Source organism: Sphingomonas vulcanisoli, assembly GCF_011761305.1.
GTDB classification, from domain to species: Bacteria; Pseudomonadota; Alphaproteobacteria; order Sphingomonadales; family Sphingomonadaceae; genus Sphingomonas_I; species Sphingomonas_I vulcanisoli.
Map to the genome: position 1 here is coordinate 33,839 of NZ_JAAOZC010000008.1, position 21,341 is coordinate 55,179.

19 protein-coding genes are annotated in these 21,341 nt (G+C 65.5%); 8 read left to right on the top strand and 11 right to left on the bottom strand.

Annotated elements, in window-relative coordinates; translation table 11 throughout:
- Positions 1-7: 7 nt before the first annotated feature.
- The gene (gene thiL, locus FHS31_RS13435) at positions 8-898 is read right to left on the bottom strand and encodes a thiamine-phosphate kinase (RefSeq protein WP_167074377.1); all 891 of its coding nucleotides are present in this window, start codon (positions 896-898) and stop codon (positions 8-10) included.
- Positions 899-1,094: 196 nt separating this feature from the next.
- Here thiL and FHS31_RS13440 point away from each other — a divergent pair, with 196 nt between their 5' ends.
- Entirely contained in the window at positions 1,095-2,123 is a 1,029-nt protein-coding gene (locus tag FHS31_RS13440) for a YihY/virulence factor BrkB family protein (protein WP_167074379.1), read from the top strand.
- Between the two features lie 110 nt (positions 2,124-2,233).
- Here FHS31_RS13440 and recQ read toward each other — a convergent pair whose 3' ends face one another.
- The 3 genes from recQ to FHS31_RS13455 form a co-directional block, all read right to left on the bottom strand.
- Positions 2,234-3,994 (bottom strand): DNA helicase RecQ, encoded by a 1,761-nt coding sequence (gene recQ / locus FHS31_RS13445; RefSeq protein ID WP_167074551.1) that lies wholly within the window; start codon positions 3,992-3,994, stop codon positions 2,234-2,236.
- 121 nt (positions 3,995-4,115) lie between these two features.
- A complete protein-coding gene (locus FHS31_RS13450; protein ID WP_167074381.1) occupies positions 4,116-6,206 on the bottom strand; it encodes a M3 family metallopeptidase in 2,091 nt (696 codons plus the stop codon).
- A 154-nt stretch (positions 6,207-6,360) separates the two neighbouring features.
- Positions 6,361-8,178 (bottom strand): ABCB family ABC transporter ATP-binding protein/permease, encoded by a 1,818-nt coding sequence (locus tag FHS31_RS13455; RefSeq protein ID WP_167074383.1) that lies wholly within the window; start codon positions 8,176-8,178, stop codon positions 6,361-6,363.
- A gap of 194 nt (positions 8,179-8,372) precedes the next feature.
- Between FHS31_RS13455 and FHS31_RS16805 the strand changes: the two genes are divergently transcribed.
- Together FHS31_RS16805 and FHS31_RS13465 are read left to right on the top strand one after the other, a co-directional pair.
- Positions 8,373-8,438 carry a DUF3072 domain-containing protein gene (locus FHS31_RS16805; protein WP_243843472.1) on the top strand — a complete coding sequence of 22 codons (66 nt, stop codon included), beginning with the start codon at positions 8,373-8,375 and terminating at the stop codon, positions 8,436-8,438.
- A 21-nt stretch (positions 8,439-8,459) separates the two neighbouring features.
- Positions 8,460-8,987, top strand: a complete 528-nt coding sequence (locus FHS31_RS13465; protein ID WP_208408720.1) for a biliverdin-producing heme oxygenase — start codon at positions 8,460-8,462, stop codon at positions 8,985-8,987.
- A 3-nt stretch (positions 8,988-8,990) separates the two neighbouring features.
- On the opposite strand, the gene FHS31_RS13470 is transcribed toward FHS31_RS13465, so the two are convergent.
- The 3 genes from FHS31_RS13470 to FHS31_RS13480 all read right to left on the bottom strand — a co-directional run bounded on the left by FHS31_RS13470 (position 8,991) and on the right by FHS31_RS13480 (position 11,855).
- Positions 8,991-9,641, bottom strand: a complete 651-nt coding sequence (locus tag FHS31_RS13470) for a glutathione S-transferase family protein (RefSeq protein WP_208408721.1) — start codon at positions 9,639-9,641, stop codon at positions 8,991-8,993.
- Positions 9,641-10,906 carry an MFS transporter gene (locus FHS31_RS13475; protein ID WP_341786362.1) on the bottom strand — a complete coding sequence of 422 codons (1,266 nt, stop codon included), beginning with the start codon at positions 10,904-10,906 and terminating at the stop codon, positions 9,641-9,643. The genes FHS31_RS13470 and FHS31_RS13475 overlap by 1 nt, the downstream gene beginning before the upstream one ends.
- Before the next feature lie 106 nt (positions 10,907-11,012).
- The gene (locus tag FHS31_RS13480; protein WP_167074390.1) at positions 11,013-11,855 is read right to left on the bottom strand and encodes an arylamine N-acetyltransferase family protein; all 843 of its coding nucleotides are present in this window, start codon (positions 11,853-11,855) and stop codon (positions 11,013-11,015) included.
- Positions 11,856-12,068: 213 nt separating this feature from the next.
- Between FHS31_RS13480 and uvrB the strand changes: the two genes are divergently transcribed.
- The 4 genes from uvrB to FHS31_RS13500 all read left to right on the top strand — a co-directional run bounded on the left by uvrB (position 12,069) and on the right by FHS31_RS13500 (position 15,375).
- Complete coding sequence (gene uvrB / locus FHS31_RS13485; RefSeq protein WP_167074392.1) at positions 12,069-14,267, top strand: excinuclease ABC subunit UvrB; 2,199 nt, start codon at positions 12,069-12,071, stop codon at positions 14,265-14,267.
- A 141-nt stretch (positions 14,268-14,408) separates the two neighbouring features.
- Positions 14,409-14,690 carry a type II toxin-antitoxin system RelE/ParE family toxin gene (locus tag FHS31_RS13490; RefSeq protein WP_167074394.1) on the top strand — a complete coding sequence of 94 codons (282 nt, stop codon included), beginning with the start codon at positions 14,409-14,411 and terminating at the stop codon, positions 14,688-14,690.
- Positions 14,665-14,985 carry a HigA family addiction module antitoxin gene (locus FHS31_RS13495; RefSeq protein WP_167074396.1) on the top strand — a complete coding sequence of 107 codons (321 nt, stop codon included), beginning with the start codon at positions 14,665-14,667 and terminating at the stop codon, positions 14,983-14,985. Before FHS31_RS13490 ends, FHS31_RS13495 begins: the two co-directional genes overlap by 26 nt.
- Before the next feature lie 90 nt (positions 14,986-15,075).
- Positions 15,076-15,375: a hypothetical protein gene (locus FHS31_RS13500; RefSeq protein ID WP_167074398.1), complete on the top strand. Its 300-nt coding sequence runs from the start codon at positions 15,076-15,078 to the stop codon at positions 15,373-15,375.
- A 50-nt stretch (positions 15,376-15,425) separates the two neighbouring features.
- Here the strand turns inward: FHS31_RS13500 and FHS31_RS13505 are convergent, their stop codons facing one another.
- The 3 genes from FHS31_RS13505 to proS all read right to left on the bottom strand — a co-directional run bounded on the left by FHS31_RS13505 (position 15,426) and on the right by proS (position 18,794).
- Positions 15,426-16,097: an ABC transporter ATP-binding protein gene (locus FHS31_RS13505; protein WP_167074400.1), complete on the bottom strand. Its 672-nt coding sequence runs from the start codon at positions 16,095-16,097 to the stop codon at positions 15,426-15,428.
- Complete coding sequence (locus tag FHS31_RS13510; protein WP_167074402.1) at positions 16,090-17,337, bottom strand: lipoprotein-releasing ABC transporter permease subunit; 1,248 nt, start codon at positions 17,335-17,337, stop codon at positions 16,090-16,092. Before FHS31_RS13510 ends, FHS31_RS13505 begins: the two co-directional genes overlap by 8 nt.
- Before the next feature lie 140 nt (positions 17,338-17,477).
- Positions 17,478-18,794 (bottom strand): proline--tRNA ligase, encoded by a 1,317-nt coding sequence (proS, locus tag FHS31_RS13515; protein WP_167074404.1) that lies wholly within the window; start codon positions 18,792-18,794, stop codon positions 17,478-17,480.
- 572 nt (positions 18,795-19,366) lie between these two features.
- On the opposite strand from proS, the gene FHS31_RS13520 reads away from it, so the two are divergent.
- On the top strand, positions 19,367-19,537 hold the full coding sequence (locus FHS31_RS13520) for a hypothetical protein (RefSeq protein WP_167074406.1): 171 nt from the start codon (positions 19,367-19,369) through the stop codon (positions 19,535-19,537).
- Between the two features lie 40 nt (positions 19,538-19,577).
- Here FHS31_RS13520 and FHS31_RS13525 read toward each other — a convergent pair whose 3' ends face one another.
- Positions 19,578-21,212: a CTP synthase gene (locus FHS31_RS13525; RefSeq protein ID WP_167074408.1), complete on the bottom strand. Its 1,635-nt coding sequence runs from the start codon at positions 21,210-21,212 to the stop codon at positions 19,578-19,580.
- Positions 21,213-21,341: the final 129 nt, after the last annotated feature.

Sequence of the window (21,341 nt, forward strand, 5' to 3'; positions counted from 1 at the left end):
ACCCGCCTCAATCATGTTCGTAGCCCAGACGAGCGGGCAAGGCGATGGCGGCGCCGTCGCGCGTCAGGCGAAGGCCCTCGCCGGGCGCGAAGCCGCCGATCAGGGTGGCGATGCAATCGGAAGGCGGCGCGAACCCCGGCGGGGCGGCGAACAGCAGTTCGTAATCGTCGCCCGCCGTCACTGCCGCCAGCGCGTCATCGCCGACGATCGGCACCGTCTCCAGCGCGATCGTGACGCCGAGCCCGCTCGCCGCCGCCATCCGCCGCGCATCGATCAGCAGGCCATCGGAGACGTCCGCCATGGCATGGACGCGGGGGCCGAGCGCCTGCCCCCAGGCGAGGCGCGGCATCGGCCGGCGATAGGCGGTGAGCCATTCCTCCGGCCCCTCTGCCATGCCCTTGGCGATCGCCAGACCAAGCCGCGCTGCGCCGATCCGCCCCGTTACCCAGAGCTGGTCACCGGCCTGCACGCCGCCGCGGGACGGCACCGGCCCCGTCGCCCGCCCGATCGCGGTGAGCCCCAGCGCGCGGCCCTGCGGCATCGTCACCGTATCCCCGCCGAGCAAGGGCAGTGCAAAGGCTCCGAGCGCCGCGCCGAGCCCTGCCACGAACGCCGCATCCCAATCGGCATCGGGGCCGAGCGTATAGCCCATCAGCGCCGCGACCGGCACCGCCCCCTTTGCGGCGAGATCGGAGAGGTTCACCGCGACCAGCTTCCACGCGACATCGGCCGGCGGATCGGCGGGGAGATAGTGAACGCCCTCGACCAGCATATCGTGGGTGAGGACCAAGGTTTCGTTCCCCACCGCGAGCACGGCGGCATCATCGATCAATCCCCGCGCGCCGGGATCGCGGGCGAGGGGCTTGAGGCGATCGATGAACTGTTGTTCGCGGGACATGCGGGACGCCTACCCGATCCTCCCCTGGAAGGGGAGGTGGCGCGCGAAGCGCGTCGGAGGGGTATCCCGCTATCGAGAGGGGGGACACCCCTCCGTCAGCCCTACGGGCTGCCACCTCCCCTTGCAGGGGAGGATTTGAGTGCCACCAACCGCCCTCTCGGTGCGTTAAGCCGCGCGAAACAGGGAGTTTAATCGCATGGCGTCCGCCGCCGAGACAGATCCGCACGGCCGCGCCGCCACCGCGCCGACCCGGCTGCCGTGGAGCGCGTGGAAGGAAATCCTCGGCCGCGTCTGGGTGAAGACCGGCACGGACAATATCAGCCTGCTCGCCGCCGGCATCGCCTTCTATGCCTTCCTGTCCTTTGTGCCTTTGCTCGGCGCGATGGTGATGACCTATGGGCTGATCGCCGATCCCGCCTCCATCCCCGATCATATGCGCACGATCGTGCGGCTGGTGCCCAAGGATGCGGCCAAGCTGATCATCGATCAGATCGTCAGCCTGGTCACCACCGCATCGGGCAAGAAGGGGCTGGGGCTGGCGGTGGCGATGCTGGTCTCGCTCTATGGCGCGACGCGCGCTTCGGGCGCGATCATCATGGCGCTCAACGTCGTCTATGAGCAGATCGAGAAGCGCAGCCTGCTCAGGACGACTTTGCTCTCCTTCATCATGATCGTCGGCGCGGTGCTGGTGGCGATCGTCGGATTGCTGGCCGCGTCCGCGCTGGCCTTCGTCGGCAAGGCGGTCGATCAGCTTGGCACCTTGGGCGCGATCGGGATCAGCGCCGCGACGTGGCTGGTGGCGGGATTGCTCGCCAGCACAGGCATCGCCGCGACCTATCGCATCGCCCCCGATCGCCATGACGCCAAATGGCGCTGGCTGAGCTTCGGCTCGGCGCTGGCGACCTTGCTCTGGCTGCTCGCGACGGTGCTGTTCGGCGTCTATGCGACGACGCTCGGCAATTACAATGCCACCTATGGCTCGCTCTCGGCGGTGGTGGTGCTGCTGATGTGGCTGTGGGTTTCGGCCTATGCGATCCTGCTGGGCGCCGAGATCAATGCCGAGGCCGAGCGGCAGACCGCGCGCGACAGCACCGCCGGGCCGGAGAAGCCGCTTGGCAGGCGCGGCGCGACGGTGGCGGACGAGGTGGCCGGCGAGCCGGGGACGCATCCTAGCGAGGAAAAGAGCCGCGAGGCGATGAGGGGTGCGTCGGGGGCGCGGCGGTAGGCTCATCCTCCCCTGTAAGGGGAGGGGAACCATCCGCAGGATGGTGGAGGGGTATCCCGCTATCGATGGGGCGACACCCCTCCGTCATCGCTGTGCGACGCCACCTCCCCTTACAGGGGAGGATCGTTGAGAACCTCCAGAAACGCCGCGCCATATTTCTCCAGCTTCACCGCGCCCACACCAGTGATCCGCCCAAGCGCTGCCAATGACGCAGGCCGCGCCGCCGCCATCTCCCGCAGCACGGCATCGTGAAAGATGACGTAGGGCGGCACCCCCGCCTCCCGCGCGAGATCGCGGCGCTTGGCCCGCAGCGCCTCGAACATAGGATCCTCCGGCCCAGCATCGCGCGAACGTCTTGAGCCCCTGGCGCGCTTGGGCGGCAGCACCACCGCCACCGCCTCCTCGCCCTTGAGGATCGGCCGGGCGCCCGGCCCGAACGACAGCCCCCCGAAATCGTCGGCCCGCAGCGCATCCCGCGCCATCAGCACCCGCGCCACCGGGCGGACGAGCTTCAACTCCTCCTCACTGGCGATGCCGAACACGGAGAGGCGCTGGTGGCCCTGGCCGATCACCTTGTCGGTCTCCTTGCCCGCCAGCACATCGATCAGATGGCCGATGCCGAAGCGCATCTCGGTACGGAACGCCGCCGACAGCAATTTGCGCGCAATCTCGGTGGCATCGACCTGCGCGGGAGGGCTCAGGCAATTGTCGCAATTGCCGCAGGCGGGCGGGGGCGTCTCGCCGAAGTGACGGAGCAGGATCGCGCGGCGGCAGCCCGTCGCCTCGACAAGCCCCGCCAGCGCGTTGAGCCGCGCGCGCTCGCCGGGCCGCCTCGCCTCCTCGACCTCGCTCTCGATCCGCCGCCGGGCGCGCGAGAAATCCTCCGCGCCCCAGAACAATTGCGCCACCGCCGGATCGCCGTCGCGGCCCGCGCGGCCGGTCTCCTGATAATAGGCCTCGATCGATTTGGGCAGGCCGGCGTGCGCGACGAAGCGGACATCAGGCTTGTCGATCCCCATGCCGAACGCGATCGTCGCCACCATCACCATATCCTCGGACGAGACGAAGGCGCGGCTGGCGGCGGCGCGGATCTGCGGCTCAAGGCCTGCATGATAAGCGCGAGCCGGGCGGCCGCTGGTCGCGATGGCCACCGCCAGCTTCTCGGTCTCGTTGCGGCTCTGCGCATAGACGATGCCGGGGCCGGTCTGCGTGGCGATGAAGGCCAGCAACTGCTTGGTGATGCCGTCGCGCGGCTCGATCGCATAGCTGATGTTGGGCCGATCGAAGCCGGCGAGGATCAGCCCTTCGTCGGGGATGCCGAGCTGGGCGAGGATGTCGGCGCGGGTGTGCTGGTCGGCGGTGGCGGTCAGCGCCAGACGGGGAACATCGGGCCGCACCTCCAGCAGGCCTTTGATCGTGCGATAATCGGGGCGGAAGTCGTGGCCCCATTCGGAGACGCAATGCGCCTCGTCGATCGCGATCAGCGCCAGCGTCTGATCGGCGATCAGGCGGCGGAAGCTTTCGGTATTGGCCCGCTCGGGCGCGACGTACAGCAGATCGAGATCGCCTGCGCGGAAGCGGCGGATCGTCTCCTCGCGATTGTCGTCGGCGCTGGTCAGCGCCGCGGCGCGGATGCCCGCCGCCTCGGCCGAGCGCACCTGATCGTGCATCAGCGCGATCAGCGGCGAGATCACCAGCCCCGTTCCTTCCCGGCACAGCGCCGGGATCTGATAGGTCAGGCTCTTGCCCGCGCCCGTCGGCATCACCGCGAGGCTGTGCCGCCCCGCCATCACGCGATCGATCACTTCCGCCTGCCGGCCGCGGAAAGCGGGATAGCCGAAGGTGGTACGGAGCGCGTCGAGGGGGGTCATATCACTCACAAAAAGCCCCTCCCCTTCCGGGGAGGGGTTGGGGTGGGGGAGTCTTGGACGGAGCTCGCTCCGCTCGCCCCCACCCCCCGGCCCCCTCCCCTGAAGGGGAGGGGGAGTTGGATCACTTCAATCCGCGCTGCTTCAGCATGGCCTGCACATCGGGATCCTTGCCCGCGAAGCTGCGGTACATGTCGCCATAATCCAGCGTGTGCCCGCGTGAGAGGATGGTGTCGCGGAAGTGCTGGCCATTGGCGCGGGTGAGGCCGCCGTGGCTCGTGAACCAGGCGAAGGCATCATCGTCGAGCATCTCGGTCCAGCTATAGGCGTAATAGCCCGAGGCATAGCCGTTGGCCCAGATGTGCAGGAAGTAGCTGGAGCGGTAGCGCGGCGGCACCGCATCCGTGTTCAGCCCAGTCGCGGCCAGTGCCTTGGCCTCGAACGCATCGACATCCTGGCGCGGCGCCGTGGCGGGCAGCGTGTGCCAGGCGAGATCGAGCTGCATCGCGGTGATCGCCTCACCCAGCTTATAGCCCTGGTTGAAGGTCTGGCTGCGCTTGAGCTTATCGACCAGATCCTGCGGCATCGGCGCGCCGGTGCGGTAATCGACCGCATAATGCGCGAGTATCTTGGGATCGAGCGCCCAATGTTCGTTGAACTGGCTGGGGAATTCCACCCAGTCGCGCGCGGTATTGGCGCCGGAGAGGCTCGGATATTGCTGATCGGCGAACAGGCCGTGCAGCGCATGCCCGAATTCGTGGAACATCGTCGTGACGTCCTCGAAGCTGATCAGCGCGGGCTGGCCGGGCGCGGGCTTGGTGAAATTGCCGACATTGTAGATCACCGGCTTGGTGCCGAGCAGCTTCGATTGCGCGACGAAATTGTTCATCCAGGCGCCGCCCGCCTTATTGTCGCGCTTCCAATAATCGAAATACATGAGTCCGAGCGGGGCGCCATTCTCCTCGAACACCTCGAACACGCGAACATCCGGATGATAGACCGGAATGTCGTGCCGTTCCTTGAAGGTGAGGCCGTAGAGCTGGTTGGCGGCGTAAAACACGCCGTCGGTCAGCACCTTACCGATCTCGAAATAGGGCTTCAGCGCAGTATCGTCGATCGCATATTGGGTGCGGCGGATCTGCTCGGCATAATGATTCCAGTCGGCCGGCCCGGCCTTGAAGCCGCCCTTCTGGCTATCGACCAGCGCCTGAATATCGGCGGCTTCCTTATCCTCGGCGGCGCGCAGCGCGGGAGTGAATTGCTGCACGAAGCCCAGCGCCGCGGCGCTGGTCTTGGCCATCTGATCGTACAGCACATAATCGGAATAGGTCGGGTAGCCGAGCAGCTTGGCTTTTTGCGCGCGCAGCTGCGCCAGTTCGGAGATCAGCGCGCGGGTATCGTTGGCATCGCCCTTCTCGGTGCGGGTCCAACTCTGCTTGAACAGGGCGAGGCGGGTTTCGCGATCGTTGAGCGCGGTGAGCGAGGGCTGCTGTGTGGTGTTCTGCAGCGGCAGGACATATTTGCCATCGAGCTTGCGATCCTTGGCCGCCTGGCCCGCGGCGGCGATCTCGGCGGCGCTGAGCCCGTCGAGCGCCTTGGGATCGCTCACGACCAGCCCGCCCGCCTTGGCGCCTGCGACCAGCTTCTGCTGGAAGGCGGTTTCCAGCGTGGAGGTTTGCTTGTTGAGCGCCTGCAGCTTCAGCTTGTCGGCGGGCGACAGCAACGCACCGGCATGGACCATGCCCTGATAATAGGTCTTGAGCAGCATCGTCTGCTCGGTATCGAGGCCGAGCGACGCACGCTTGTCCCACAGCGCCTTCACCCGCGCGAACAGCTTGGGATTGAGGTTGATCGCATCCTGATGCGCGGCGAGCTTGGGCGCTTCCTCGGTCTGCACTTTGTCGAGCGTATCGTTGGTGTTTGCCTGGACGACATTGCCGAAGGTGGTGCCGGCGCGATCGAGCATCCGGCCCGACTTTTCGAGCGCGACGATCGTGTTGTCGAACGTCGGGGCGGCGGGATTGTCGGCGATCGCCTTCACCTCGGCGATCTGCTCGGCCATGCCCTGCTCGATCGCGGGCTGGTAATCGCCGTCCTTGATGAGATCGAAGCGCGGCGCCTGATAGGGCAGCGTTGAGGGAGTGGCGAAGGGGTTGGCAGCGAACGCCGGCATGGCGGCGAGCATGGTGGTGGCGAGCATCAGCGTGCGGATCATTGAGGGCCTCTTATGGTTTTGTTGGAGGCGGTTCTAAGCCCGTCCCGCGCACCATCAACCCCGTTCGTGTCGAGCGAAGTCGAGACACGTTCGGCGTCAGCGCATGCGGCACGTCCCTCGACTTCGCTCGGGACGAACGGAAATGTCCGCACCCTTACTCCGCCGCCTCTTGCGCCTCTTCCTCTTCGGCCTGCTGGCGCGCCCACATGTCGGCATAGGTGCCCGCGCGGCCAAGCAATTGGCCATGGGTGCCGCGTTCGATGATGCGGCCGCCCTCCATCACCAAAATCTGATCGGCGCCGACGATGGTGGAGAGCCGGTGCGCGATGATGATCGTCGTCCGGCGCTGGGCGACGCGCTGCAGCGTCTCCTGAATCTCGCCTTCGGTGCGGCTGTCGAGCGCGCTGGTCGCCTCGTCGAGAATCAGCACGGTGGGATCCTTGAGCAAAGTGCGCGCGATCGCGACGCGCTGCTTCTCACCGCCCGAAAGCTTGAGCCCGCGCTCTCCGACGCGCGTCTTATAGCCATCGGGCAGGCTCAGAATGAAATCGTGGATCGCGGCGCCTTTGGCGGCGGCCTCGACATCGGCCTGCGTCGCGCCGTCGCGGCCATAGGCGATATTGTAGCCGATCGTATCGTTGAACAGCACGGTATCCTGCGGGACGATGCCGATCGCGCGGCGGACCGACTCCTGCGTCACCGCGCGGATATCCTGCCCATCTATCGTGATCCGCCCGCCGGTGACGTCGTAGAAACGGAACAGCAGCCGCGCGAGCGTCGATTTGCCCGCACCGGACGAGCCGACCACCGCCAGCGTCCGCCCGGCCGGCACGGTGAAATCCATGTCGTGGAGGATCTTGCGTTCGGGATCGTAGGCGAAATCGACATGTTCGAACCGCACCGTGCCGCCCTCGGTGACGAGCGCGGGCGCGCCGGGCGCATCGACGATCTCCTGCGGCGTATCGATCAGGCGGAACATCGCCTCCATATCGATGATGCCTTGGCGGATCGTGCGATAGACCATGCCGAGCAGATCGAGCGGGCGGAACAGCTGCGCGAGCAGGGTCGAGATGAACACCACGTCGCCCGCCGAGAAACGGCCTTGGCTCCAGCCGTGCGCGACGAAGGCCATGCCCGCCGCCAGCATCGCGTTGGTGATGAAGGCCTGGCCGATGTTGAGCCAGGCCAGGCTGTTCTCGCTCTTGGTCGCGGCGGCGGCATAAGCGGTGACCGCCTTGTTGTAGCGGGTCGCCTCGCGCACCTCGGCGTTGAAATATTTGACCGTCTCGAAATTGAGCAGGCTGTCCACCGCATGCGCGACCGCGCCGGTATCGAGATCGTTCATCCGCTCGCGCAGATGGCTGCGCCAATCGGTGACCTTGCGCGTGAAGGTGATGTAGATCACGACCATCACGATCGTGGTTACGACCATCGGCAGGCCGAAGTTGCGCCAGAACAGCACCAGCACCATCGCCAGTTCCAGCACGGTCGGCGCGATGTTGAACAGGATGAAATAGAGCATCGTATCGATGCTCTTGGTGCCGCGCTCGATCACCTTGGTGACCGCGCCCGTCCGCCGCTCGAGATGGAAGCGCAGCGAGAGATTGTGGAGATGGCGGAAGACGTTGGCGGCAAGATCGGCGGTGGCGGTCTGGCCGACACGCTCGAACACCACGTTGCGCAGATTGTCGAACAGGGTCGAGCCGAAGCGGGCGGCGGCATAGCCGATGACCAACGCGACGACGACCACGACCCCGGCCTTGTCGCCGCGCGCCATGCGATCGACCGCATATTTGAGCGTATAGGCGGCGCCGAACACCTGGACGATCTTGGACGCGAGCACGAACAGCATCGCGCCCGTGATCCTGAGCTTCAGCTCGGTTCCGCCCTTCGGCCACAGATAGGGCAGGAAGCGGCGCAGCGTGGCGAAGCCCGCCTCAGGCTTGGCGGTGGTGACGGCGAGAGGCGGCATGGTTTCCTAGATAGCGTGCGCGGCGCGATGCGCTAGGACGGATCGACATTTGGGGCGATCTTCACATCCTCCCCTGCAAGGGGAGGTGGCAGCCGTTAGGGCTGACGGAGGGGTATCGCCCTCTCGATAGCGGGACACCCCTCCGACGCGCTGCGCGCGCCACCTCCCCTTCCGGGGGAGGATTTGACGAGGCGCTGACCAAGGCCGAAGCCTCGAAGCGGATCGATGCGCTGCAAGAGGAGACTGGACGCGGCCGGTAGCGCCTGCCACTCGTGGCGGGGATGGCCGGATCGCCCACAGCCCATTCCGCGCTTCGCGCCGCCACCGCCGGGCGGCACGAAAATGTCGACGCGCATTTCGGCCGCTTCGATCTTGCCGATCGGGACGGCTATATCGGCTTTCTCGAAGCCCATGCCCGCGCGCTGCCCGCAGTCGAGGCGGTGCTGGCGGGGCTGGCGGAAGTGCCGCCGCTCCGGCCCCGCGCCGCGCTGCTTGCCGATGATCTGGCCGCGCTGGGCCGGCCGATGCCCGCCGCGCTCGATCTACCGCCGCCCGCCGATGCGGCCGAGGCGTTCGGCTATGCCTATGTGATCGAAGGATCGCGGCTCGGCGGATCGATGCTGGCGCGCGGCGTGCCGGAGAGCTTGCCGAAGGCCTATCTCAACGCCGGGCATCTGCCGGGCGAATGGCGGGCTTTCGGCGCCGCACTCGATGATGCGGCGGAGGCCGGCGGCGCGGAGTGGCTGGAGCGGGCAGCGGATGGCGCCGCTCGCGTCTTCGCGCTCTATGCCGAGGCAGCGAAAGCTTAGGCGTCAATCCCGATCGGGGGCACCGAGCGGGAAATAGGCGCGGTAAGGCCGCGCCTCCTCCACGGCACGCGCGATGCTCGGCCTGGCGAGCAGGCGCTGGCGATAGGCGTACAGAGCCGGGTGCGTCTCGGCGAAGGGCTGTACCCAATCGGCATAGAAAAGCGCGGGCGCGGCGGCGCAATCGGCGAGGCTGAATTGCGCCCAGGCCCATTCCGGCTGATGCGCGATCTGGCTTTCCCACCAATCATAGGCTTTGACGAGATCGGCGCGGGCCTTGGCGACGCCGACGAAATCGCGTTCGGCTTCCGGGCGCATCGCATCCCAGACCGGGATCTGCAGGACGTTGGCGAGATAATTGTCAGCAAGGCGATCGAGCTTGCGCACCTCCAGCGCGGCCTGCCGGTCGTCGGGGATGAGCTTCACCGGGCCGGGATAGTTGAGCTGGAGATATTCGATGATGATCGTCGTCTCGGGCACCACCTCTGTGCCGTCGACGAGCAGCGGCATCTTCCCCAGCGGCGACAGCGCCGCCAGTTCCGCGCCATGCTCGCCCTGTTCGAGATGGGCATATTCGAACGGGATATCATTCTCCCACACCGCGATCAGCACCTTCCAGCAATAGGAGGAGAAGGGATGGGCGTAGAGTCTGAGCATCAGGTTTTCCCCGTCAGGCGCGGCGCGCTTTCGCGTAAGTAAAAGGCGGCGATCAGCGCGACCCCAGCCATCGCGCTGGCATAATAGAAATACAGCACCTCATGCCCTGCGCCTTTGAGCGCCAGCGCCAATGTCTCCGCCGATCCGCCGAACAGGCTCTGGCTGAGCGCATAGGGAAGGCCGACGCCGAGCACGCGGACGTGGACCGGGAAGAGCTCGGCCTTCAAGGCGGCGTTGGTCGCGGTGGAGCAGCTGATGATCGCCAGAGCGCACAGCATCAGCCCGAACGCCGCTCCGGCATCGTGGGTGCGCCCGATCGCGACCATGATCGGCACGGTCAGCAACAGGCCGCCAAACCCAAACGCATATTGCAGCGGCTTGCGCCCAATCCGATCGGACAGTGCGCCGAGCGGCGGCTGCGCGAGGATGGCGAGGAACGTCGCGCCCGCGCAGATCCGGCTCGCGATGTCCTTGGGGAAGCCCGAGGTCACCACCAGATATTTCTGCATATAGGTGGTGAAGGTGTAGAAGATCACGTTGCTGCCCATCGCCAGCCCGAAGGCGATCAGCACCCCGCGGCGATGATCGCGCCACAGCACCGCGATGCCCCCGGCTTTCTTTTCCGCCTTAGGCTCGGCGACGAAATCGGGGCTCTCGGCGAGCCCGCGCCGCAGCCAGAAGATGCCGAACGCCAGCGCCGCCCCCACGACGAAGGCGACGCGCCAGCCCCAGCTCGCCAGCGCCGCCTCGCCGATCCCGCTTGCCTGCATCCCCAGAATCAAGCCGAGCGCGAGCAACTGCCCGCCATAGAGCGTGACATATTGGAAGCTCGACCAGAAGCCGCGCCGTTCAGGCTCGGCAACTTCGCTGAGATAGGTCGCCGCCGCGCCATATTCGCCGCCCAGGCTGAGCCCCTGCAGCATCCGCGCGATCAGCAGCAAGGCGGGGGCCGCCGCGCCGATCTGCGCATAGCCCGGCGTCGCCGCGAGCAGCAGCGATCCGCCGCCCATCATCCCCACCGAAAGCGCCAGCGCCGTCCTGCGGCCGTGCCGGTCCCCGATCCGCCCCATCAGCCAGCCGCCGATCGGCCGCATCAGAAACCCCGCCCAAAACACGCTCGCGGTCTTGAGGAATTGCGCGGCGGGATCGCCGCCGGGGAAGAAGACCGGCGCGAAATAGAGTGAGAAAGCCGAATAGACGTACCAATCGAACCATTCGACAAGATTGCCCGCCGCCCCGCCGAGGATCGATCGCACGCGGGTCACAACGCCACCCCCCGCCGTTTGTCCCGAGCGAAGTCGAGGGACGTGCTGCAAGCGGGCAGATCAAACCTGTCTCGACTTCGCTCGACACGAACGGGGTTTGTGCGGCTCATGCGGCTTGCAGGCCCACCAACATCGCCGCTTCCTCCGCGCTCAGGTCGATTCCGAACATCATCGATAGCCGCATCCGATAAACGCGCGGATCGGTGATCTCCGCCTCGGTCGCCTGTTCGCCGTTGCGGCGGTGATAGCGTGTGTCGGTCAGGCCGGCGAAGCCGTGCGGCAGCACGCCGCTGACGATACGGTGCTGGACGAAGCGGCTCTCGGCGGCGGTGGAGACCCAATGGTTGGCCAGGATCAGGTCGTTCGGATAGACCGGATCGAGCGTGAAGCTGCATTGCCGCTGCCAGCCCCGGCCCTCGGCGGCGGCATCGATGCGGCCATCGGTGGTGGCGGGATCACCGTTGCGGCTCAGCATCCAGCCGAACACGGGATCGCGGGCGAGGCGGAAGCGTGCGCCATCAGGAGCATCGGCCTCCTCACCATCGCTGAGCGGCATCGGCGGCGAATAGGCCGCGCCAAAGCCCGCATCGGCGATCCATTGCTGGCCATCGATCGTCACCAGCGCCAGCGTGTGCGTCTGCGGCGGCACCTCGTCTCCACCGCCGAGCCACACCCGCGCGAGCAGCGGCCGCGCCTCGAAGCCGAGCGCCTCCAGCGCATCGAGAAACAGGCGGCCATGCTCGAAACAATAGCCGCCGCGCTGGCTCTGCACGAGCTTGGCGAAGACGCTATCGCTATCGATGGCGATACCCCGGCCGAGCGCGATATCGAGATTCTCGAACGGGATCGCCAAACGGTGCGCGCGCTGGAGGATGGCGAGGCCCTCGGCATCGGGCGTTGGCGCGAGCGGCAGGCGGGTGCGCGCGAGATAGGCTTCGAGATCGAACATGACGCGGAGCGGTCTAAGGCGGAATGCTGCGCATGCCTACCCAATCCTCCCCCGCCAGGGGGAGGTGGCAGCGCAGCTGACGGAGGGGGAGGACTGGAAGACCTTGATAGGTCGCCGCCGCCCTCCCTCTCCGACGCCTTCGGCGCCACCTCCCCCTGGCGGGGGAGGATGAAACTCTGGCGCTCCGCCCTGCCCCACCCCATATCTGTTCCCATGGCGATCCAGATCCGCACGAGTCTCGAAGAGCCCGAGACCGGCCAGTCCTTCATCCCCCATCGCCCCGAGCGGCCCGCGAAAAGCCAGGGCGGCAGGCCGTTCCGCATCGTTTCCGATTACGAGCCCGCGGGCGATCAGCCGACCGCGATTGCCGAGCTGGTCGCGCAGGCCGAGCAGGGCGAGCGCGATCAGGTGCTGCTGGGCGTTACCGGTTCGGGCAAGACCTTCACCATGGCCAAGGTGGTGGAGCAGTTGAACCGCCCGGCGCTGGTGCTCGCCCCCAACAAGATCCTCGCCGCCCAGCTTTATGGCGAGTTCAAGAGCTTCTTCCCGGACAATGCGGTGGAGTTCTTCGTCAGCTATTATGATTATTACCAGCCCGAGGCCTACGTCCCCCGCTCCGATACCTATATCGAGAAGGAAAGCTCGGTGAATGAGGCGATCGATCGGATGCGCCATTCGGCCACCCGATCCTTGCTGGAGCGCGACGATGTGCTGATCGTCGCCTCGGTCTCCTGCCTGTACGGCATCGGATCGGTCGAGACCTATTCGGCGATGATCTTCGATCTGAAGAAGGGCCAGACGGTCGATCAGCGCGAGATCATCCGCAAGCTGGTCGCGCTCCAGTACAAGCGCAACGATCAGGCGTTCAACCGCGGCAATTTCCGCGTGCGCGGCGACAATCTCGAGCTGTTTCCCAGCCACCTCGACGATGCGGCGTGGCGGATCAGCTTTTTCGGCGACGAAATCGATCAGATCAGCGAATTCGATCCGCTGACCGGCAAGACCAGCGCCAGCCTCAACGATATCCGCGTCTACGCCAACTCGCACTACGTCACCCCCGGCCCGACGATGAAGCAGGCGATGGAGGCGATCCGCTTCGAACTGGCCGAGCGGCTCAAGGAGATGCACGCCGAGGGCAAATTGCTGGAGGCGCAGCGGCTGGAGCAGCGCACGAATTTCGATCTGGAGATGATCGCCGCCACCGGCTCCTGCTCCGGCATCGAGAATTACTCGCGCTTCCTCACCGGCCGCATGCCCGGCGAACCGCCGCCGACTTTGTTCGAATATCTGCCCGAGAATGCTTTGTTGTTCGTGGATGAAAGCCACCAGACGATCGGCCAGATCAACGGCATGTCGCGCGGCGACCATCGCCGGAAGATCACGCTCGCCGAATATGGCTTCCGCTTGCCCTCTGCGATCGACAACCGGCCGCTGCGCTTCAACGAGTGGGAGGCGATGCGCCCGCAGACCGTTTATGTCTCGGCGACGCCAGGCCCCTGGGAGATGGAGCAGACCAGCGGTGTCTTCGCCGAACAGGTGATCCGCCCGACCGGGCTGATCGATCCGCCTGTCGAGATTCGCCCGATCGAGGATCAGGTCGATGATCTGGTCAACGAGTGCAAGCAGGTTGCCGCGAAGGGCTATCGCACGCTGGTCACCACGCTGACCAAGCGGATGGCGGAGGATCTGACCGAATATCTCCACGAGGCCGGGCTCAAGGTCCGCTACATGCACTCGGACGTCGAGACGCTAGAGCGGATCGAGCTGATCCGCGATCTCCGGCTTGGTGTCTATGATGTGCTGGTCGGCATCAACCTGCTGCGTGAGGGGCTCGATATTCCCGAATGCGGGCTGGTCGCGATCCTGGATGCAGACAAGGAGGGATTCCTGCGCTCCGAAACCTCGCTGATCCAGACGATCGGCCGCGCGGCGCGCAACATCGACGGCAAGGTGATCCTCTATGCCGACCGCATCACCGGATCGATGGAGCGCGCGATGGCCGAAACCTCGCGCCGCCGCGAGAAGCAGATCGCGTTTAATGAGGCCAACGGCATCACGCCCGAGAGCGTGAAGCGCAGCGTCGCCGATATTGTCGGCCATCTGTCCTCCAAGGATCAGGTCACCGTCGATCTCGAGATCGACGACCGCAACAACATGGTCGGCCACAATCTGCGCGCCTACATCGAGGATCTCGAAAAGAAGATGCGCGCTGCCGCCGCCGATCTGGAATTCGAGGAAGCCGGCCGCCTCCGCGACGAGATCCGCAAGCTGGAAAATGACGAACTCGGCCTCCCCAGCGAACCCAGCCGCGCGCCGATGCGCGGCAACTCGACGCTGGGCAAACCGGGGACGCGGCAGACGCGGTACGGCAAGGCGAAGGCTGTGCGGGCGGAGAAGAGGGCGCGGAGTTGAAGTATTGTGCTGGTTGATCTCATTTCGATCTGGCTGTAGAGAGTTACTGCGTCACCCCCAGCTCCTGCCGCTGTAAGTGCAGAGATCAGACGCCAGCCGCGTGGATCGCGAGAAACCTGGCACTCTTCTCTGCGAGCTTTTATGATTATAAATTTCGCCGACACGGAAACGCAGCGCGTCTGGCAGGGCGAACGTAGCCGCAAGCTGCCATCCGATATCCAGGACGTCGCACGCCGCAAACTCCGCCAGCTATACCGCGTCTCCCAACCCGCCGAACTTCGCATCCCGCGTGGCAATCGGTTCGAGGAGTTGAAGGGGAGCCGCAAAGGGACATATAGTATCCGCATCAACGATCAGTGGCGCATCTGCTTCACCTGGTCCGAACGAGGCGCGGAAAATGTCCGGATCGAGGACTATCATTGAGGAAAGCGACCGGCTGCCGAACGTGCATCCGGGCGATATCCTGCGTGAGGACTTTTTGATCGGCAGCGATATTTCGGTAGGCGAGGTTGCTTTGTCTGCCGGGATCGCGCGGCCTCGGCTTGAGGCTGTTGTTGCAAGTTCGGCGGCCATCGATGCCGACATAGATCTGCGGCTTGCGCGCTATTTCGGCATGTCCGAAGGATTCTTTCTCGGTCTCCAAGCTGATTATGACCTTGAAGAGGTCAAGCGCCTGCACGGCGAAGAGCTGGACCGGATCGTTCCGCGCGCTGCCTGACCGCTCTCCGGCGGGCGGGATGGCCATCGGTTCGTTCGCGGCGTAGCTTAGACCCGCACCGCATCAATCGCGGGCAGAGAGAGGATCGCTATGATCAAGACGCTTCATTTCGTTGCCGTAGCCGCCGCGCTTGCGCTTTCGGGCGCGAGCATCGCGCAGACGCCCGCCGCCAGCACCAAGACCGCGACGTCTGACAAGACCGTGACCACCACGACCAAGCCCGCAATCGGGGCGACCAAGGCGACGGTCAAGACCGAGAAGAAAAGCAGCGCCTCCGTCGCGACCGCGAGCGGCAGTTCGGTGACCACCAAGACCAAGACGGGCAAGACGATCACCTATGATTGCTCGAAAGCGGGCAACAAGACCAAGGCCGCCTGCAAGGGCAAGTAAGGCCTTTTCTCCCCTCCCTTAAGGGAGGGGAGTTTCCGGGACGCATTCGCTTAGCCCAGCACGCCCTCGTGAAGCCGCACGATGCGATCCATCTTGGCCGCCAGCCGCTCGTTGTGCGTTGCGACCAAGGCCGCCGCACCCTCGCCCCTGACCAGCCGCAGGAATTCACCGAGCACGCGATCGGCGGTGCCTTCGTCGAGGTTGCCGGTCGGTTCGTCGGCGAGGACCAGCGCGGGCTTGTTGGCGAGCGCGCGGGCGACGGCGACGCGCTGCTGTTCGCCGCCGGAAAGCTGGGCGGGGCGGTGATCGAGGCGGTCGGCAAGGCCCAGCGCCGAGAGCAAGGCCCTGGCGCGCTCGGACGCCTCGGCGGGTGTCTTGCCACGGATGATCTGCGGCAGGATCACATTCTCCTCGGCGGTGAAGTCCGGCAGGAGGTGGTGGAATTGATAGACGAAGCCGAGCGCCTCGCGGCGCAGGCGGGTGCGGCCACCGTCATCCAGGCTGGCGGCTTCCTCATCGAGCAGACGGATGCTGCCCGAGAAACCGCCCTCGAGCAGCCCGACCGCCTGCAGCAAAGTCGATTTACCCGTGCCCGAGGGGCCGAGCAGCGCAACGATCTCGCCCTGCGCGACGGTGAGATCGACGCCGCGCAGCACCTCGATCGACTTCGATCCTTGCGTGAAGGTCCGCCGCAGATCGCGGACGATGAGCGCATCACTCATAGCGCAGCACCTGCACGGGATCGGTCCGCGCCGCCCGCAGCGCCGGGTAGAGCGTGAACAGCAGCGACAATACGATGGTCATCACCACCGTGCCGATCACATCGATCGCATCGACGCGCGCGGGCAACTCCGAGAGGAAACGGATCGAGGGATCCCACAGATTCTGGCCGGTGACGAACTGCGCGGCATTCACCACACCCTGGCGGAAATAGAGGAAGATCGCGGCCAGGATCAGGCCGCCGACGGTGCCGAGCAGGCCGATCGTCAGGCCGACGCTCATGAAGATGCGGAGCATCGATCCCCGCGTCGCGCCCATCGTCCGCAGGATGGCGATGTCGCGTGTCTTGGCGCGGACCAGCATGATCAGCGAGGAAAGGATGTTGAACGCTGCGACGATGATAATGATCGACAGCACCACGAACATCGTCACTCGCTCCACCGCGAGCGCCTCGAACAGGCTGGAGTTGAGTTGCTTCCAGTCGCGCACCTCGCCGGAGCCGCGCGCGGCCTGCGCGACGGGAGCGAGGATCTGGCCGACGCGATCGGCATCCACGGTCTGCACCTCGATCATGCCGACCGCATCGCCCAGCATCAGCAGGGTCTGCGCGTCGGCAATCGGCATCACCACGAACGCCTTGTCATAATCATAGACGCCGACCTCGAAGATCGCGGCGATGCGATAGCTGACGATGCGCGGCACGGTGCCGAAGGGGGTGGTCTGGCCCTGGGGACTGATCAGGCTGATCGAGGCGCCAACACCGACGCCCAATTGCTGCGCGAGCTGGGAACCGATGGCGACGTTGTTGGAGCCGGGGGCGACGTCGGCGATATGGCCGGCGGTGACCGATTTGCCGATCGTGCCATTGCGAATGTCTTCGAGGCGCATCCCGCGCACCAGTACGCCTTCGACGCGGCCCTCGCTCGACGCCATCAGCGGCTGCTCGATCAGCGGCACGGCGGAGACGACCCCGGGTGTCGCCTTGGCGACGGCGGCGATACGCTGCCAATCGGCCAGCTTGCCGTCATAGCCCTGAACGACGGCGTGACCGTTGAGCGCTGTGGTCTTGTCGAACAGCTCGGCGCGGAAGCCGTTCATCACGCTCATCACCACGACCAGCGCCGCGACGCCGAGCATCACGCCGATCAGGCTGAAGCCGACAACCACCGCGATGATTCCCTCGCCCTTCCCGGGCCAGAGATAGCGTTTGGCGATGAAGAATTCGGTGCGGGAAAGGAACACTTACCCCTCTCCCCTTGTGGGAGAGGGGCAGGGGAGAGGGGATGGCGTAAGCCAATATTCGCGCTCGCGGGCATCGAGCCCGCTCGCGCGATCCCCTCTCCCTACCCTCTCCCACAAGGGGAGAGGGGAAATTCTGGTAATCACCGGCCCGCTACCTTGGCCAGCGCCGCCTCGGCCGAAAGCTCCTCGCGCTCGCCCGTCGCACGGCGCTTGAGTTCGACGACCCCGTTCGCCAGCCCTTTCGGGCCAATGACGATCTGCCAGGGCAGACCGATCAGATCCATCGTCGCGAACTTGGCGCCGCCGCGCTCGTCGCGATCATCGTACAGCACCTCGACACCCGCATCGCTGAGCTTCTGATAAAGATCATCCGCCGCCGCCGCACAGGCCGCATCATCGGCGCGCATGTTGATCAGGCCGACCTTGAAGGGGGCGACCGCTTCGGGCCAGATGATGCCCTTGTCGTCATGGCTCGCCTCGATGATCGCGCCCATCAGGCGCGAGACACCGATGCCATAGCTGCCCATTTGGGGCACCACATCGCTGCCGTCCGGCCCCTGCACCTTGAGGCCCATCGCCGCCGAATATTTGGTGCCGAAATAAAAGATGTGGCCCACCTCGATGCCGCGCGAGGTGCGCAGCGCCTCTCCGGCCTCGCGCTCGCGGCCTTCGTCGCGCTTCTCGTCGGTCGCGGCATAATCGGCGGTGAGGCCGCCGACGAACGCCTGCAGCGCCGCCGCATCATCGGCATCCACATCCAGCGAACGATCCTGTTCCCAGGCCTTGTGATAGAAAACCTCGCTCTCGCCAGTGGGAGCGAGGACGATGAATTCGTGGCTGAGATCGCCGCCGATCGGGCCGGTATCGGCCTGCATCGGGATCGCACGCAGCCCCATCCGAGCATAAGTGCGCAGATACGCGACAAACATGCGGTTGTAGCTGTGGCGCGCGCCTTGCTCGTCGAGATCGAAGCTGTAGGCGTCCTTCATCAGGAATTCCCGGCCGCGCATCACGCCGAAGCGGGGACGGACCTCGTCGCGGAATTTCCATTGGATGTGGTAAAGCGTGCGCGGCAGATCACGATAGGATCGCGCGGCATCGCGGAAGATGGCGGTGATCATCTCCTCGTTGGTCGGCCCGTAAAGGATCTCGCGATCGTGGCGATCGGTGATGCGCAGCATCTCCGGCCCATAGGCATCGTAGCGGCCGCTTTCGCGCCACAGGTCCGCCGATTGCAGCGTCGGCATCAGCAGCTCGATCGCGCCGGCGCGATCCTGCTCCTCGCGGACGATCTGCGCGATCTTGTGCAGCACGCGCGTTCCCAGCGGCAGCCAGGCATAGATGCCCGCCGCCTGCTGGCGCACGAGCCCGGCGCGCAGCATCAATTTGTGGCTGACGATCTGCGCCTCGGCGGGCGATTCCTTCATCACGGGCAGGAAATAACGGGAAAGGCGCATGGGATTCCGTCTGAGGCTTGTGCGGTTTCGCGGCTTAGGCGCGGGCCGGGCGGAGGGCAAATCGGGTGAAGGCCCGAAGCGGCCCTGTTGCGCGAAAAACACAGGGTGCGGTGATTGCGCTGGCGCAAACAGAATCGCGCATGACGGCACGCGCATCACCGTATAACAGACGCTCACGAACAGGCTCCGGCCATGGTTCAGGGAGGCCAAGGCCCCGAACGGCACCTATAAAAAGGGGGGTGTCGTATCGTGCGGGCCGGGCAAGATAAGGGGGCTGACGAGTCAATCGTCACGCAGGCGCCCGGGATGCTCAAGCATCCCGGGTGTTTGCTTTTTGGGCTTCCCGCTTTCCATCACACATGATGAAGCAAATAGCGTGGCACCCGCAGCAAGCCGCGTGCGTTCTCCCCGTAAGGAGACCTAACATGGCCAGCCAGCCCAATCCCGATCTGCCCGTCGATCTGCCGATCGACGATCCGGTGCCTACGCCCACCGATCCCATCCCCCCGACGCCGACCGATCCGGTATGAGGGTGACGCGATCTTAACCCCTGGAGGGTTAGGATCGCGCCCATGATCCCAACCCGCTCCCTGTTTCGCAGCCGCTGGGCGGCGCTGTTCTGGGCAGCCGGTATCTGCTGGTCCGCCATCCAGTTCGCCGGAGAGCGTAAGACGGATGTCGATGCGGCCAACGCCGCCGATACCAATGCCGCGCAGGCGAGCGCGCTGGCTGCGGAAGGCTAGTGGAACCTAACCGTTCATCCCGAGCGATTCGGCGATGGGTTTAGACCAGCCTGCTCTGCTTGACCGCTGCTTCGATGAAGCTGGCAAAAAGAGGATGCGGATCGAAGGGTTTGCTTTTCAATTCCGGGTGGAACTGGACGCCGATGAACCAGGGATGGTCCGGTCGCTCGACGATCTCAGGGAGCGCACCATCGGGGGACATGCCGGAGAACACCATGCCGCCCGCTTCCAGCGCCGGCTTGTAATGGACGTTGACCTCATAGCGGTGGCGGTGGCGTTCCTGGATCGCGGTCGCGCCGTAGACGCTGGCGACATGGCTGTTGCCCGCGAGCGTCGCCTCGTACGCGCCGAGTCGCATCGTGCCGCCAAGATCGCCGCCGGCCTCGCGCTTCTGCAGGCCTTCCGCAGTCATCCATTCGGTGATCAGGCCGACGACGGGCTCATCGGTGGGACCGAATTCGGTGGTGGAGGCGCCCACGATCCCCGCCGTGTTCCGCGCGCCCTCGATGCAGGCCATCTGCATGCCGAGGCAGATACCGAAGTACGGCACCTTGCGTTCGCGCGCGAATTTGACGCTGGCGATCTTGCCCTCGCTGCCCCGCTCGCCGAAGCCGCCGGGAACGAGGATCGCGTTCATCGGCTCCAGCGCCAAAGCAATGTCGCCGGCATCCTTTTCGAACAGTTCGGCATCGATCCAGCGGATGTTGACCTTGACGCGATTGGCGATGCCGCCGTGGACCAAAGCCTCGTTGAGCGATTTGTAGGCATCGGCGAGGCCGACATATTTGCCGACGACGCCGATCGTTACCTCGCCTTCCGGGTTCTGTAGCCGGTCGAGAATATCGCTCCAGCGGCGCAGATCGGGCATGCCGGCGTTGGGCAGATCGAAGCTGTCGAGCACGGCCGCATCGAGGCCCGCCGCGCTATACTGGATCGGCACCTCATAGATCGATGAGGCATCGAGCGCGGGGATGACATGATGCTTGGGGACGTTGCAGAACAGGGCGATCTTGGCGCGCTCGCCATCGGGCAACGGCCGATCGCAGCGGCAGACCAGCACATCGGGCTGGATGCCGAGCGAGGTGAGATCGCGGACACTATGCTGGGTCGGCTTGGTCTTCAGCTCGCCCGCCGCCGCGATGTACGGAACGAGCGTCAGGTGGACGAAGCAGGTGCGGTTACGGCCGAGATCGTTCCGCAGTTGGCGCAGCGCCTCCATGAAGGGCAGGCTCTCGATATCGCCGACCGTGCCGCCGATCTCGCACAGCACGAAATCGAGTCCCTCGACATCGTCCTGCGCGAATTGCTTGATCTCGTTGGTGACGTGCGGGATCACCTGCACGGTGGCGCCGAGATAATCGCCGCGCCGTTCCTTGGTGATGATGTCGCGGTAAATGCGGCCCGAGGTGATGTTGTCGCTCTGGCGCGCGGGTACGCCGGTGAAACGCTCATAATGGCCGAGATCGAGATCGGTCTCCGCGCCATCGTCGGTCACATAGACTTCGCCATGCTGATAGGGGCTCATCGTCCCCGGATCGACGTTGAGATAAGGATCGAACTTGCGGATGCGGACCTTGTACCCGCGCGCCTGGAGGAGGGCGGCGAGGCTGGCGGCCATCAGGCCTTTGCCAAGCGAGGAGACCACGCCGCCGGTTATGAAGATGAACCGCGTCATGGGAGGAGAGACCTAGCGGGGGTGATGGGGGAAGGGCAAGGGCAGCGCCGAAACGACCCACAGATTTTGATGAGGTATCTCCTCGGCACGGGGAGGGGGACCATGCGCAGCATGGTGGAGGGGGCTCAC